The sequence below is a fragment of the Bacillus sp. MRMR6 genome, assembly GCF_001940785.1.
Taxonomy (GTDB): domain Bacteria; phylum Bacillota; class Bacilli; order Bacillales; family Cytobacillaceae; genus Neobacillus.
Map to the genome: position 1 here is coordinate 87,486 of NZ_MSLS01000002.1, position 15,326 is coordinate 102,811.

The 15,326-nt window shown below is 40.8% G+C and carries 13 protein-coding genes and 1 riboswitch; all 13 genes read left to right on the forward strand.

All coding sequences use genetic code 11. From position 1 onward, the window contains the following. Positions 1-122 precede the first annotated feature (122 nt). The 13 genes from zapA (at position 123) to BTR25_RS02740 (ending at position 15,190) form a co-directional block, all read left to right on the forward strand. The gene (gene zapA / locus BTR25_RS02680) at positions 123-383 is read left to right on the forward strand and encodes a cell division protein ZapA (protein WP_075685903.1); all 261 of its coding nucleotides are present in this window, start codon (positions 123-125) and stop codon (positions 381-383) included. A 6-nt stretch (positions 384-389) separates the two neighbouring features. Continuing rightward, positions 390-944, forward strand: a complete 555-nt coding sequence (locus tag BTR25_RS02685) for a CvpA family protein (protein WP_075685905.1) — start codon at positions 390-392, stop codon at positions 942-944. A gap of 55 nt (positions 945-999) precedes the next feature. Next, positions 1,000-2,718: a DNA polymerase/3'-5' exonuclease PolX gene (gene polX / locus BTR25_RS02690; RefSeq protein WP_075685907.1), complete on the forward strand. Its 1,719-nt coding sequence runs from the start codon at positions 1,000-1,002 to the stop codon at positions 2,716-2,718. A gap of 13 nt (positions 2,719-2,731) precedes the next feature. Then, positions 2,732-5,089, forward strand: a complete 2,358-nt coding sequence (locus BTR25_RS02695; protein WP_075685909.1) for an endonuclease MutS2 — start codon at positions 2,732-2,734, stop codon at positions 5,087-5,089. 18 nt (positions 5,090-5,107) lie between these two features. Then, the gene (locus BTR25_RS02700; RefSeq protein ID WP_075685911.1) at positions 5,108-5,515 is read left to right on the forward strand and encodes a DUF350 domain-containing protein; all 408 of its coding nucleotides are present in this window, start codon (positions 5,108-5,110) and stop codon (positions 5,513-5,515) included. A gap of 293 nt (positions 5,516-5,808) precedes the next feature. Further along, complete coding sequence (locus tag BTR25_RS02705; protein WP_075685913.1) at positions 5,809-7,512, forward strand: long-chain-fatty-acid--CoA ligase; 1,704 nt, start codon at positions 5,809-5,811, stop codon at positions 7,510-7,512. A 360-nt stretch (positions 7,513-7,872) separates the two neighbouring features. Continuing rightward, a complete protein-coding gene (locus tag BTR25_RS02710; RefSeq protein ID WP_075685915.1) occupies positions 7,873-8,466 on the forward strand; it encodes a fatty acid metabolism transcriptional regulator FadR in 594 nt (197 codons plus the stop codon). 28 nt (positions 8,467-8,494) lie between these two features. Then, the gene (locus BTR25_RS02715) at positions 8,495-9,268 is read left to right on the forward strand and encodes an enoyl-CoA hydratase (protein WP_075685917.1); all 774 of its coding nucleotides are present in this window, start codon (positions 8,495-8,497) and stop codon (positions 9,266-9,268) included. Between the two features lie 116 nt (positions 9,269-9,384). Further along, complete coding sequence (locus tag BTR25_RS02720; protein WP_075685919.1) at positions 9,385-10,158, forward strand: electron transfer flavoprotein subunit beta/FixA family protein; 774 nt, start codon at positions 9,385-9,387, stop codon at positions 10,156-10,158. A 48-nt stretch (positions 10,159-10,206) separates the two neighbouring features. Beyond that, positions 10,207-11,184 (forward strand): electron transfer flavoprotein subunit alpha/FixB family protein, encoded by a 978-nt coding sequence (locus BTR25_RS02725; protein WP_075685921.1) that lies wholly within the window; start codon positions 10,207-10,209, stop codon positions 11,182-11,184. Positions 11,185-11,368: 184 nt separating this feature from the next. Beyond that, positions 11,369-11,704 carry a thioredoxin gene (gene trxA / locus BTR25_RS02730; RefSeq protein ID WP_303046807.1) on the forward strand — a complete coding sequence of 112 codons (336 nt, stop codon included), beginning with the start codon at positions 11,369-11,371 and terminating at the stop codon, positions 11,702-11,704. Positions 11,705-11,827: 123 nt separating this feature from the next. Continuing rightward, a complete protein-coding gene (uvrC, locus tag BTR25_RS02735; RefSeq protein ID WP_075685925.1) occupies positions 11,828-13,600 on the forward strand; it encodes an excinuclease ABC subunit UvrC in 1,773 nt (590 codons plus the stop codon). 77 nt (positions 13,601-13,677) lie between these two features. Further along, positions 13,678-13,856: riboswitch (Lysine riboswitch) on the forward strand. A 110-nt stretch (positions 13,857-13,966) separates the two neighbouring features. Next, positions 13,967-15,190: an aspartate kinase gene (locus BTR25_RS02740; RefSeq protein ID WP_075685927.1), complete on the forward strand. Its 1,224-nt coding sequence runs from the start codon at positions 13,967-13,969 to the stop codon at positions 15,188-15,190. Positions 15,191-15,326: the final 136 nt, after the last annotated feature.

Consider the following 15,326-nt stretch of genomic DNA (forward strand, 5'->3'; position numbering starts at 1 on the left):
ATCCCGCATCTACTGGGAAATATGGGATATTCTTTCTTTCTTGACTGTTTCGCTTTTCGACATATGTCTATTCATGTTATGATATAGAATAGGATTTCTTTGATTCGAATGGAGGCATTAACTTGTCAAATACAGATAAAAGTAAAACAACCGTTGATATATACGGACAGCAATATGTAATCGTAGGTACCGAAAGCCAAAGTCACGTACGGTATGTGGCTTCGTTAGTTGACAATAAAATGCGCGAAATCGGTTCTAGGAATCCAATGCTAGATGTAAATAAGCTCGCTGTGTTAACGGCAGTAAATGCTGTCAATGATTATATTAAAATGAAGAATCAACTAGAGCTATTGCAAGACGAACTACAAAAAGAAAAGGACTGAAAAGTCATGCTGGATTTAGCCATTATCTTAATTTTATTTTTTGGTTTTTTTGTTGGACTCAAAAGAGGATTTATTTTACAGTTAGTCCATTTAACAGGTTTTATTATTGCATACATAGCAGCATATTCATACTATGACGATTTGGCCCCAAAATTAACACTATGGGTTCCTTATCCTAATTTAGGAACAACTTCACCTCTGAAGCTGCTAGCAGATAGTAGTAATATGGAAGATGCTTTCTATCGTGCAATTGCCTTTGTAATTATTTTTATCGTGGCGAAGGTCATGCTGCAGATCATTGGGAGCATGCTGGATTTTGTCGCACACTTGCCTATTTTAAAGCAGCTAAATGTTTGGGCTGGGGGGCTGCTAGGACTTGCTGAAGTCTATTTAATTTTCTTTATTCTATTATATATTGTAGCCCTAGTGCCAATGGAACTGATACAAGAACCGTTAGACCAATCGGTAATGGCGAACTTAATTGTCAATCACACGCCATTCTTGTCTGAGCAAATTAAGAGGCTCTGGATTGAATATTCAACTGCTTTAACTTCTCTGTAGCAGAGAAGTTTTTCTTTTCGGATTGCAAATACTAACCATAAGGAAGGTGGATTTTGTGGAAGTAAATAAAAAGGATTTAATTCGCTTATTGGAAACGATTGCGATTTATTTAGAGCTAAAGGGTGAAAACCCCTTTAAGGTTTCGGCCTTTCGCAAGGCTGCCTCAGCGTTAGAGTTTGATGATAGAAGCTTATCAGCAATCGAAGATTTTACGGTCATTTCCGGAATTGGGAAGGGGACCGCAGCTGTTATTGATGAATACATAAAAGACGGAACGTCGACGGTACTAAAGGAACTGAAGGATGAGGTACCTAAAGGCTTAATTCCACTTCTGCAGCTGCCAGGTCTTGGCGGTAAAAAAATTGCCAAGCTCTATAAGGAATTGGGTGTGGAGGATGTAACAAGCTTGGAAGAGGCTTGCAGAGCGAAAAAGGTTCAGGCTTTAGCCGGTTTTGGGGCAAAGACAGAAGAAAAAATATTAAGTGCAATTGCGGATTTTGGCTCAAGGCCAGAAAGACTGCCGCTTGCCTATATGCTTCCAGTTGCCGAACAAATTGAAGGGCTATTATCCAAAATGGAAGGGATTCATCAATTCTCAAGGGCTGGAAGTCTGCGAAGAATGCGGGAAACCATTAAAGACCTAGATTTTATCATTGCTACGGAGCAGCCTGAAACGGTTAAGCAGCAGCTGCTGGAGCTTCCGAGTATAAAAGAAGTTATCGGTGCCGGTGATACAAAGGTTTCGGTTGTGTTTGCATTGGATTATGATGTTTCAGCTGACTTTCGTTTAGTCAAACCTATAGAGTTTACCACAACACTTCATCATTTTACTGGCTCGAAGGATCATAATGTCCGGATGAGACAGCTGGCAAAGGAACGTGGAGAAAAAATAAGTGAGTACGGTGTCGAAAATGTTGAGACTGGGGAAATTCGCACTTTTACATCAGAAGAGGATTTTTTCAAGCATTTTGATCTTCCCTTTATCCCGCCAGAAATAAGAGAAGATGGAAAAGAAGTCGAGAATTTTTCTCCAGAGGAACCTTTAATTGAGCTTGAGGATATGAAAGGTGACCTTCATATGCACTCGACCTGGAGCGATGGAGCGCATTCGATTGAGGAAATGGTCGAAGCATGTCGGGCTAGAGGCTACAAATATATGGCGATTACCGATCACTCCAAATACCTAAAGGTTGCGAACGGCCTGACGACAGAGCGACTACTTAAGCAGCGGGAAGAAATTAGAAAACTGAATGACAAATACGATGATATTCTCATTCTTTCAGGTGTAGAAATGGACATCCTCCCTGATGGGACGTTAGACTATGAGGATGATGTCCTATCAGAAATGGATTTTGTGATTGCCTCTATTCATTCTGCCTTTTCGCAGCCAAAAGAAAAGATTATGGAAAGATTAAAAGCAGCACTAATAAATCATCATGTAGATTTAATTGCTCATCCAACGGGAAGAAAGATTGGACGTCGTGAAGGATATGAAGTAGATATTGAGATGTTTATTCAACTAGCTAAGGAAACAAATACTGCCATAGAATTAAATGCAAATCCAAACAGGCTTGACCTTGCATCTGAGCATCTGAGGAAGGCGCAGGATGCAGGCGTGAAAATTATTATCAATACTGATGCCCATAAAATGGACACATTAACACATATGGAAATTGGAGTATCAGCAGCAAAGAAGGGCTGGATCAAAAAGTCTTCAGTCTTAAATGCACTAGAGACCAATGACCTTCTAGAGTTTTTACACAATAGAAAGTAAGGGAGGACATCCCATGCAGGAGAGAGCATTAAAGGTTTTAGAATTTACAAAAGTGAGGGAGCAGGTTGTCGAGCATGCCGCTTCATCGCTAGGTATAGATAAAGTGAAGAGACTAGTCCCATCAACAGATTTCGAGGAAGTAGTCAGGCTTCAGGCAGAAACAGATGAGGCTTCCACGGTTCTAAGGATTAAAGGCAATGTGCCACTATCTGGTATTCATGATATTCGTGCGCATATTAAACGCTCGGTAATCGGTGGTGTCCTTAGTCCACACGAATTAGTCCACATCGCTAGCACGATACACGCTAGCAGACAAATGAAACGGTTTATCGCGGATATTGCGGAAGAACGAACGGAAATCCCCATTTTATTGGATATGGTTGAGCGGATTATTCCACTAGTGAGCCTGGAACAATCGATAAAGCTGGCAATTGATGAGAGTGGAGAAGTACTGGATAGTGCGAGTGAACTGCTTCGCTCATTAAGACACCAATTGCGCTCAAATGAATCAAGAGTTCGTGAAAAGCTTGAAAGTATGATTCGGTCGTCTAATGCACAGAAAATGCTGTCTGATGCCATTGTTACTATTCGAAATGATCGTTTTGTTATTCCGGTAAAACAGGAATACCGCGGACACTATGGCGGGATAATCCATGATCAAAGTGCTTCAGGACAGACTTTATTTATTGAACCGCAGGTGATTGTCCAATTAAACAATCAATTGCAGGATATCAGAGTAAAAGAACAGCTTGAAATTGAACGAATCTTATCAGCTCTTTCAGCAGAAACCGCTGAAAATGAAAGTGAATTGCAGGTCATTGTCGATGTACTTGCAAATTTGGATTTTATTTTTGCTAAAGCTAGATATGGCCGGAAAATTAAAGCATCAATGCCGACCATGAATAATGAGGGACGAATCGCTCTTTATAAAGCAAGACACCCGCTTATTCCGGTCGACGAAGTTGTCGCCAATGATATTATGCTGGGTAAGGATTACACAACCATTGTGATTACGGGGCCAAATACAGGTGGTAAAACAGTTACCTTGAAGACGCTCGGCCTTTGTTCTTTGATGGCTCAGGCTGGACTTCAGGTTCCTGCCTATGACGGATCAGAGCTGGCGGTTTTTGATGCGGTTTATGCGGATATCGGTGACGAACAGTCGATTGAACAAAGCTTAAGTACGTTTTCTTCTCATATGGTCAATATAGTAGATATTTTAGAAAAGGTTGATTTTAACAGCCTTGTTTTATTTGATGAACTGGGGGCAGGAACAGATCCTCAAGAAGGTGCTGCATTAGCGATTTCGATTTTAGATGAGGTGCACAGAAAGGGAGCAAGGGTTATCGCAACTACGCATTATCCGGAGTTAAAAGCATACGGCTATAATCGTGAAGGGGTACTCAATGCAAGCGTCGAGTTTAATGTTGAAACGCTAAGCCCAACATACAAGCTTCTGCTCGGTGTTCCGGGACGAAGCAATGCCTTCGAAATCTCGAAGCGGCTTGGGTTAAATGACCGGGTCATTTCGGCTGCTAGATCGCATGTTAGCGAGGACACAAACCAAATAGACAAAATGATTGCATCGTTAGAAGATAGCAAACGTCAGGCGGAAACGGAGCAGCAGGAAGCTCGTGATTATTTGAAACAGGCAGAGAAACTTCACCAGGATTTACAGAAGCAAATGATTGAATTTCACGAGCAAAAAGATAGCATGATGGAAAAAGCGGCTGAAAAAGCGAGTGAACTTCTTGATGAGGCAAAGAGTGAAGCGGAAAAGATTATTCGCGACCTTCGTAAAATGAGAATCGAAAAGCATGCTGAAGTGAAGGAGCATGAATTAATTGATGCCAAGCGCCGCCTGGAGGAAGCCGTACCACAGGTAAAGAAATCTTCGAAACATTTAAATCAGAAAACAAAGAAACATATCTTTTCTCCGGGTGATGAGGTGAAGGTATTGACCTTTAACCAAAGAGGGAACCTTCTGGAAAGAGTATCGGATCATGAGTGGCAGGTACAGATCGGTATCTTGAAAATGAAGGTCAAGGAAAAGGATATGGAATATATCAGTACTCCTAAGCCTGTAGAGACAAAGCCAATGGCGATTGTTCGGGGAAGAGATGCTGATGTAAAGCTAGAACTTGATCTTCGTGGGGAAAGATATGAAAATGCATTAATGAGAGTGGAAAAATACATTGATGATGCGTTATTATCAAACTATGCACGTGTTTCCATTATACATGGGAAGGGCACGGGGGCCTTACGGCAAGGAGTTCAGGAATATTTACGCAACCACCGCTCCGTTAAGAAAATTCGCTTTGGTGAGGCAGGCGAGGGTGGCTCAGGTGTGACCATCGTTGAATTTAAATAAAGTACGGGGTGAAAAAGGATGGATCAGTTTTGGGATAACATGTATGTGCATAGTGCCGCCTATTACAGTGTCGTAATATTATGCGTGGTTGTCTTTTTAGCCATTTTTGAATTAGTCACAAAATATAAGAATTGGGAAGAAATCAAAAAAGGGAATCTCGCGGTAGCTATGGCAACAGGTGGAAAGATTTTCGGGATCGCTAATATATTTCGCTACTCGATTGAACAGAACGATTCATTGGTCACCATGGTCAGCTGGGGAGTTTTTGGATTCGTCCTCCTATTAATCGGCTATTTTATCTTTGAATTTTTAACACCGAAATTTAAAGTCGATGAAGAAATCCAAAACGATAATCGTGCGGTAGGATTAATTTCTTTAATTCTGTCAGTAGGCTTATCGTATGTAATAGGAGCAGGAATTTCGTAAGGGGAGAAAAAAAGTGGAGACACTAGCAAAAGTACTACTAGGTTTATGCGGCTTGTTTTTACTGGTTGGTATCATATATATGATGTTTTTTGTATAAACAAAAGCTCAAGGTCCCCCATAAGGTTCCTTGAGCTTTTTTATTTCCAGCTTAAGCTTCAGCGCCAGCGACTAGTGAACTTCGTTAGACGGACGTGCCGCTTTTTAATTGTGTCAAAATATGTCTATTTTCTAATTGTTTAAAGAATCTGACTATAATATAATAAAAGGGAAGTGGTAAAAAAAGGAGGGATATTATGTACGATTCTAAACCGTGGCTGCAGCATTATCCTGAGGAGATTCCAACAACCTTGGAATATTCCAAAGAACCTATTCAACAGTACCTCATAAATGCAGCTAAAAGCTTTCCAGAAAAAACAGCTATTCATTTTATGGGAAAGGAAATGACGTATAAGGAACTTTACGTTGAAACTCTTAGTTTTGCCAGCTATTTACAGCAAATTGGTATAGTGAAGGGTGACCGAGTGGCCATTATGCTAGCGAACACACCACAATCGGTTATTAGCTATTTTGGTATTTTAATGGCAGGAGCGATTGTTGTACAAACGAATCCATTGTATACTGAACGTGAACTTGAATACCAAATGAAGGACTCCGGTGCAAAGGCAATCATCACACTCGATATCCTATACCCACGCGTATCAAAAGTGATGCCTTTGACAGATTTGCAACATATAATTGTAACCGCTATCAAGGAGTATTTACCTTTCCCAAAAAATTGGGTTTATCCTTTTATCCAAAAGAAGCAATATGGAATTGTCGTCAATGTTAAGCATGAAGGCAATACCCATTTGCTAAAAGAAATAGTAAAAATAAAGCCCAAGAAGCTCGTAGAATATGAATTTGATTTTGAAGAGGATCTTGCTCTCCTACAATATACTGGGGGTACTACAGGTCATCCAAAGGGAGTTATGCTCACCCACAAAAACTTAGCTGCAAACTCATCGATGTGCCAGGCTTGGCTTTATAAATGCAAACCAGGTGAAGAATCAGTCTTAGGAATTGTGCCGTTTTTCCATGTATACGGAATGACCATAGTGCTAATTTTGACAGTAATGCAGGCGAATAAAATGATCATTATGCCTAAGTTTGATGCTTTAGCCACCTTAAAAACGATTCAGAAACAACGTCCTACCTTGTTCCCAGGTGCGCCAACGATTTATATTGGACTGCTAAATCACCCAGAATTGAAAAAATACGATTTATCTTCAATTGATTCATGTATCAGTGGTTCTGCTCCCCTACCCGTTGAGGTGCAGGAAGAGTTTGAGGAGCTTACGGGCGGAAAGCTTGTGGAAGGGTATGGTTTAACCGAAACATCACCTGTTACGCACTCCAATTTCTTATGGGACCGTCCGCGTGTAAAGGGAAGTATCGGTGTACCTTGGCCGGATACGGAAGTAAGAGTGGTTGATATGGAAACAAGTGAACCAATGCCGGTGGGCGAGATTGGTGAAATTATCATTAAAGGTCCGCAGGTCATGAAAGGCTATTGGAACAATACGACTGCAACAGAAGAAACGATTAAGGATGGCTGGTTATATACAGGCGACTTAGGATACATGGATGAAAAGGGATATTTCTATATCGTCGACAGGAAGAAGGATATGATTATCGCAGGCGGGTTTAATATCTATCCGAGAGAGATTGAAGAAGTATTATATGAGCATCCAGATATTCTAGAAGTGGTGGCTGCCGGCATACCTGACCCCTATAGAGGAGAGACGGTCAAGGTTTATATTGTTTTAAAAGAAGGGTCAAAGATAACTCCGGAAGAGTTGAACCAGTTCTCAAGAAAATACTTGGCGGCCTACAAAGTTCCGAAATTATATGAATTTAGAAAGGAATTGCCGAAAACAGCTGTAGGGAAAATTTTAAGAAGAACACTCGTTGAGGAAGAAATTAGAAAAATAGAGGAAGAAGAGAAAAAGCACGCCTAGCTTAAGCTCTAATTTTTTTTGTACTAAAAAGCTTGTCCATTTGGTATAGTGAATAAGTGAAAAAATAACTCTGTATTTCTTGACAGAAACAGCTTAAATCTCTATTATAAAAATATGAATGACTATTCATTCATATTTTTCTTTTTAATAATTGGCAGTGTTAAAGCTGTTTGTTGATTTGCGCTTCAGGTGCTTCGCTTTCCGCGGGCGTGCCGGGGAGCCTCCTTGGCGCTTTGGCGCCTGCGGGGTCTCCCCTGCCCCGTACTCCCGCAGGAGTCTCGCACCTTCCGCTCCAATCATCAACAATTATCTTTAACACTGCCAAATAACTAATTAAATTTCTTCAAAGGGTGGAGAGCAGTGAAAAAAAATAAGCCAAAGTATATGCAAATCATTGATGCAGCGGTGGTTGTCATCGCAGAAAATGGTTATCACCAGGCGCAGGTTTCGAAAATTGCGAAGCAGGCAGGTGTGGCAGATGGTACGATTTATCTTTATTTTAAGAACAAAGAAGACATTTTAATCTCACTCTTTGAAGAAAAAATGGGAAGCTTTATCGAAAAAATAGATGAAATGATTGCAGGAAAACAGACGGCAACGGAGAAGTTATTAATGATGATTGAAGCTCATTTTCGTAATCTTTCTGATGACCATCACATGGCAATCGTAACTCAGCTTGAATTACGCCAGTCCAACAAAGAACTTCGTTTGAGAATCAATAACGTTCTTAAGGGATATTTAAGAGTGATAGATAAAATCATCATAGAAGGAAAAGAAACGGGAGAGTTTTCAAGCGACCTTGACGTCCGTTTAGCCCGGCAAATGATTTTCGGAACAATGGACGAGACCGTCACAACCTGGGTTTTGAACGAGGAGAAATATGATTTGAATGCGCTTGCAAAACCGGTCCACCGGCTATTAATCAATGGCTGTGGCAGTATGGAAAGCAGGTAGCTCGGGCAAAGGAATTGGGGGGATTGTATTGGAATATTTGAAATGGTCTAATCAAGACAGCATTGCAACCATCACATTGCAGCGTCCACCGGCAAATGCCTTGTCATCAGGGTTATTAAGAGAATTGTCAGTCGCCCTTGATGAAATTGAGTTAATTCGTGAAATTAAGGTCATTGTCATTCACGGAGAAGGACGCTTTTTCTCAGCAGGTGCAGATATTAAAGAATTTACTACTGTTAACTCTTCAGAAGGGTTTGCGAACCTGGGGAAGTATGGTCAGGATTTGTTTGATCGTATGGAAAAGTTCCCTAAACCGATCATCGCAGCGATTCATGGTGCAGCCCTTGGAGGCGGTCTTGAACTTGCCATGGCCTGCCACATCCGTCTTGTCAGTATAACGGCTAAGCTTGGTCTTCCAGAACTTCAGCTTGGCTTAATACCAGGTTTTGCTGGAACCCAGCGCCTACCTAAATATATAGGCGTTGCACGTGCTGCTGAAATGCTCTTCACCTCAGAACCAATCACAGGTGAGGAGGCAGTCCGTTATGGCCTGGCTAACCATGCATACCCAGAAAATGAAGTATTAGAGCAGGCTTATACATTAGCAGGTAAGATTGCAAAGAAAAGTCCTGTATCCATCAGTGCGGCGATCCAATTATTAAACTATGCTAAAACCTCAGAGTTTTACGAGGGTACTAGAAAAGAAGCAGAATTATTTGGTGAAGTGTTCATTTCAAAGGATGCCAAAGAAGGAATTCAAGCTTTTATTGAAAAGCGCGAACCAAATTTCACAGGTGAATAATTTCAGAACAGCAAGATGTTTTCTTGCTGTCTGAAGTTTTACTCTTATATTTTTTTTCTGTTAAATATTCATAATCTTATGAACTAAACAAATGTTTGCATATTAGGAGGGAAACCATGAACATTTATGTATTAATGAAAAGAACGTTCGATACTGAGGAAAAAATCACTGTAGCCGGCGGAAAAATCAACGAGGATGGCGCTGAATTTATTGTTAATCCTTACGATGAATACGCGATTGAAGAAGCCATCCAAGTTCGCGATGCAAATGGCGGTGAGGTAACTGTTGTTTCTGTTGGGAACGAAGAATCGGAAAAACAATTACGTACTGCACTGGCAATGGGCGCAGATAAAGCGGTTTTAATCAACATTGAAGATGATGTTGAGAATGGTGATCAATATACAACTGCAAAAGTTTTGGCTGAATACTTGAAGGATAAAGAAGCTGATTTAATTATAGGTGGTAATGTTGCAATTGATAATGCTTCCGGTCAAGTAGGTCCGCGCGTTGCTGAACTGCTCAACATTCCTTACGTTACTACGATTACAAAACTTGAAATTGACGGTACAAATGTAACCGTTACCCGTGACGTTGAAGGTGATTCTGAAGTAATTGAAACAAGCCTTCCTTTATTAGTGACAGCGCAGCAAGGGTTGAACGAGCCGCGTTATCCATCACTTCCTGGAATTATGAAGGCCAAGAAGAAGCCTCTTGATGAACTTGAGTTAGATGATCTAGATCTTGAAGAAGCTGATGTGCAGGCAAAGACAAAGACAATTGAAATTTACTTGCCACCGAAAAAGGAAGCTGGAAAGGTATTATCTGGAGAACTTAACGACCAAGTAAAAGAATTGGTTCACCTTCTTCATACTGAAGCGAAAATTGTCTAAATCGGACTGAAAACAATACAAAAAATGATTTTGCAGGAGGTAAAAGGAATGACTAGAAAAGTATTAGTGTTAGGTGAAACTCGCGACGGTTCCTTACGTAACGTATCTTTCGAAGCGATCGCTGCAGCAAAAACAGTTGCAGAAGGTGGAGAAGTTGTTGGTGTCTTGGTCGGTGAAACAGTAAGTTCCCTTGGAGCTGAATTAATCCAGTACGGTGCAGACCGTGTGGTAGTGGTTGAAGATGTGAAGCTTAAGCAGTATACATCTGACGGCTATGCTCAAGCGCTGTTAGCCGTTCTTGAACAGGAAACAGCAGAAGGCTTGGTATTAGGTCATACAGCACTTGGTAAGGACCTTTCGCCAAGAATCGCTGGCAAGCTTTCTTCAGGGTTAATATCTGATGCAACGGCTGTTGAAGTTGCTGGGGGAAATGTTGTCTTTACTAGACCAATTTACTCTGGAAAAGCTTTTGAAAAGAAGATTGTAACCGATGGCTTAATTTTTGCGACTGTACGTCCAAATAATATTGCTCCGTTAAAGAAGGACGAAAGCCGTTCTGGTGAAGTTTCTACCCTATCTGTTGAAATCAAAGACCTTCGTGCCATCATTAAGGAAGTGGTAAGAAAAGCAAGTGAGGGTGTTGATTTAAGTGAAGCAAAGGTAGTCATCTCAGGCGGGCGCGGTGTGAAAAGTGCGGATGGCTTCGAACCTCTAAAAGAGTTAGCACAAGTTCTTGGCGGAGCAGTTGGTGCTTCCCGTGGTGCATGTGATGCGGACTATTGCGATTACAGCCTGCAAATTGGTCAAACAGGCAAGGTGGTTACGCCGGACCTTTACATTGCGTGCGGAATTTCTGGTGCGATTCAGCATTTAGCTGGAATGTCCAACTCAAAAGTCATCGTAGCAATTAATAAAGATCCTGAAGCGAACATCTTCAAGGTAGCTGACTATGGTATCGTCGGCGACTTATTCGAAGTTGTTCCACTGTTAACAGAAGAGTTTAAAAAGTTAAAAGTTCATTCATAGAGAATAGCGGATGCCCCTAGGTGCTGTAGCTAGACATTAGGTAAGACGGGCATAATTTTGCCTGTCTTTTTCTATGCATCCGCATAGAATATATACTGAAATTAAGGGAAAATTAGTTTCGAAACAGATTATTAGCATGAACTTTTAAACGGTGATATACTTGCGGTAGTATTACAGTAATAGTATTAATAGGAGGGCTAAACAAATGGCTATTTCAAACGTAACTGATCAAAATTTCTCTGCTGAAACAAGCTCTGGCGTTGTTCTTGCAGATTTCTGGGCTCCATGGTGCGGACCTTGTAAAATGATTGCTCCTGTTCTTGAGGAAATTGACTCAGAAATGGGTGAGCAAGTGAAAATCGTTAAGCTTGATGTTGACGAAAATCAAGAAACGGCTGCTAAGTATGGCGTTATGAGCATCCCAACATTGCTTGTTTTCAAAAATGGCGAAGTTGTAGACAAAGTAGTCGGCTTCCAGCCAAAAGACGCTTTAGCAGGTGTGCTTCAAAAGCACGTATAAGGAACAAATAAGCTTAGCTAGAACTTTCTAGCTAAGTTTTTTTATTTGGTAAAAGTGTTTACTTTTCTTTATTAGCGGTTTGAGATAAAATTTTTAAGATAGAGACGGAGAGGAGTGGCCGGAATGAATGAGATTATCAAACAAAAATTAACCCTGCTGCCTGATCAGCCTGGCTGCTACCTAATGAAGGACCGTCAGGGAACGATCATCTACGTAGGGAAAGCGAAGATTTTGAAAAATCGTGTCCGTTCCTATTTTACAGGATCACACGATGGAAAAACCTTAAGGCTCGTCAATGAAATTGAGGACTTCGAATATATTGTTACCTCATCTAATATTGAAGCACTACTTCTTGAGCTTAACTTAATTAAAAAATACGACCCAAAATATAACGTAATGCTTAAGGATGACAAAACCTACCCGTTCATCAAGCTTACGGCGGAAAAACATCCAAAGCTGATTATTACGAGAAAAGTAAAAAAAGATAAGGGGAAATACTTTGGTCCATACCCAAATGTCATGGCTGCAAATGAAACAAAAAAGCTACTCGACAGAATTTACCCTTTACGAAAATGCTCGACCCTGCCTGACCGGGTTTGCTTGTACTATCATTTAGGACAGTGCCTGGCACCATGTGTATTTGAAGTGCAAGAAGAGACCTATAAACAAATGACAGACGAAATTACCCGTTTCTTAAATGGCGGTTATAAAGAAATCAAAAAAGAACTAACGGAAAAAATGTCGGCAGCGGCTGAAGAATTAGAATTTGAGCGGGCAAAAGAATATCGCGATAAAATTGTTCATATCGAAACCATTATGGAAAAGCAAAAAATCACGATGACCGATTTTACCGATCGTGATGTATTTGGTTATTCCTTTGATAAAGGCTGGATGTGTGTTCAAGTCTTCTTTGTGCGACAGGGTAAACTGATCGAGCGGGATGTCTCGATGTTTCCGATCTATAATGAGCCTGAAGAAGAAATCCTTACGTTTTTAGGGCAGTTTTATGATAAAACCAATCACTTTAAGCCTAAGGAAATTTTGATACAGGACGAGACAGATCTCAGCCTGGCCGAACAGCTTTTACAAGTGAAGGTATTGAAGCCTCAGCGCGGGCAAAAGAAGGACCTTGTTAAAATGGCTGTAAATAATGCAAAAATCGCCTTAAATGAGAAATTCTCCTTGATTGAAAAAGACGAGGTTCGAACCATCAAAGCGGTTGAGAATCTTGGGGAGTTGCTTGGAATTTATACACCGCACCGAATTGAGGCATTTGATAACTCAAATATTCAGGGAACAGACCCTGTTTCGGCGATGGTTGTTTTTATAGACGGGAAAGCAAATAAACGTGAGTATCGGAAGTATAAAATTAAATCGGTACGAGGGCCAGATGATTATGAGTCGATGCGCGAAGTAACGAGAAGGAGATACTCCCGTGCTTTAAAAGACGAACTTCCGCTTCCAGATTTAATTGTTATTGACGGCGGGAAAGGACATGTTGAAGCGGTTAGAGATGTCCTAGAAAATGAACTGGGTCTAGATATTCCGTTGGCGGGACTTGTAAAAGATGACAAACATAGAACATCTCAGCTGTTATATGGGAATCCGCTTGAAATTGTTCCGCTTGCGCGAAACAGTCAGGAATTCTATTTACTGCAAAGAATTCAAGATGAGGTCCATCGTTTTGCGATTACGTTCCACCGGCAAATTCGTGGGAAAACGGCCTTTCAATCCTTACTGGATGACATTCCAGGCATTGGGGAGAAGCGCAAAAAGCAGCTTCTAAAAGAATTTGGTTCAGTTAAGAAAATGAAGGAAGCGACAGTGGAAGAGTTCAAAGCCATCGGTATTCCAGCAAATGTAGCAGAAGAATTATTGAAAAAACTTCAAACTTAGTGATTGTCAGAAAAATTAGACCATGCTATAATGAGTCAGTCAATAATTGAATATTTACTATCACTTTTATTTACTAAAGTGAAGGTAGAGGTGCGAGCTTCAATAGTAATGATTCGGAGAAGGGTGAGCTTCTAGGATGAATCATGAAAGGGGATGTTCGCCGAAGTAAGGAAAGTCTCATTTCTTTCTTTGCTGGTCCTGTATTGAATAAATGCCGGATTGTCAAGACGACTAGTCTTGGAGAGCTATCTTACATTGTATGCGAAAAAATATCTTCGTAATTTTAGCAATGAGATGCCCTCTCATTGCTTTTTATTTTTTTCAGACGTACACGATAGCTAATCCTATTGGAAAGAAGGAGAAATAATGGGGTTAATTGTCCAAAAATTTGGCGGGACTTCTGTTGGCAGTGTCGAAAGAATCTTAAAGGTAGCAGAAAATGTGAAAGCAGAAACAGAAAGAGGCAATCAAGTAGTTGTCGTTGTTTCAGCGATGGGGAAATCGACTGATCACCTAGTAAGTTTAGCGAAGGAAATCTCGCAGCAGCCAAATAGACGAGAAATGGATATGCTTTTATCAACAGGAGAGCAGGTAACCATTTCGCTATTATCAATGGCGCTTAATGAACAGGGGCTTGCAGCTGTCTCACATACTGGCTGGCAGGCTGGGATTATTACTGAAGCAGTACATGGAAATGCACGAATCACAAGGATCAACACAGAACTAGTCCAGCAGCAGCTAGCTGAAGGGAAAGTAGTGATCGTTGCAGGATTCCAGGGAATAACTGAAGATGGAGACATTACCACACTAGGGCGCGGCGGCTCTGATACAACTGCGGTGGCATTAGCTGCAGCATTAAAAGCCGATAAGTGCGATATCTATACAGATGTAACCGGAGTTTTCACGACAGATCCACGATATATCAAGAGCGCACGTAAGTTGCTATCTGTTTCCTATGATGAAATGCTTGAACTTGCTAACTTAGGAGCGGGCGTATTACATCCAAGAGCAGTAGAATTTGCCAAGAATTATTCGGTTCGCTTAGAGGTCCGTTCTAGTATGGAGAACGTGGAAGGAACAGTGATTGAGGAGGAAGCATCAATGGAACAAAATTTAGTAGTCCGCGGGGTTGCATTTGAAGACGAAATTACCAAAGTTAGTGTATTTGGGTTATCGAATTCCCTAACAAGCTTATCAACCATTTTTACCACACTTGCTGAAAATCATTTAAACGTAGACATTATCGTTCAAAGCACAACAGACGCAAAAACAGCTAATTTAGCATTCTCCATTAAAACAGAAGATTTATTAGAAACATTAAATGTTCTTGAAGATAATAAAGATGTTCTGAATTATGAACAGCTGGATGCAGAAAACAAGCTGGCTAAAGTTTCGATTGTTGGCTCTGGAATGATCTCAAATCCAGGTGTGGCTGCAAAAATGTTTGAAGTCCTTGCGGCTAACAACATCCATGTGAAACTAGTAAGCACATCTGAAATCAAAGTTTCTGTCGTAGTCGAAGAGCACAACATGCTAAAAGCAGTAGATGTTCTGCACAAAGCATTCAACCTCTCACAAGACAGCCAATAAAATAAAGCTTCTATAAAATAAAAAAGGCTATCAACAGAGATTCATCCTCTAGTGATAGCCTTCAAATATACCCTGAGTGTCCGCCTGAGGTGGACAAATCGATGGTTTTGTCCACGGGCGGTGACAGGCACCGCCA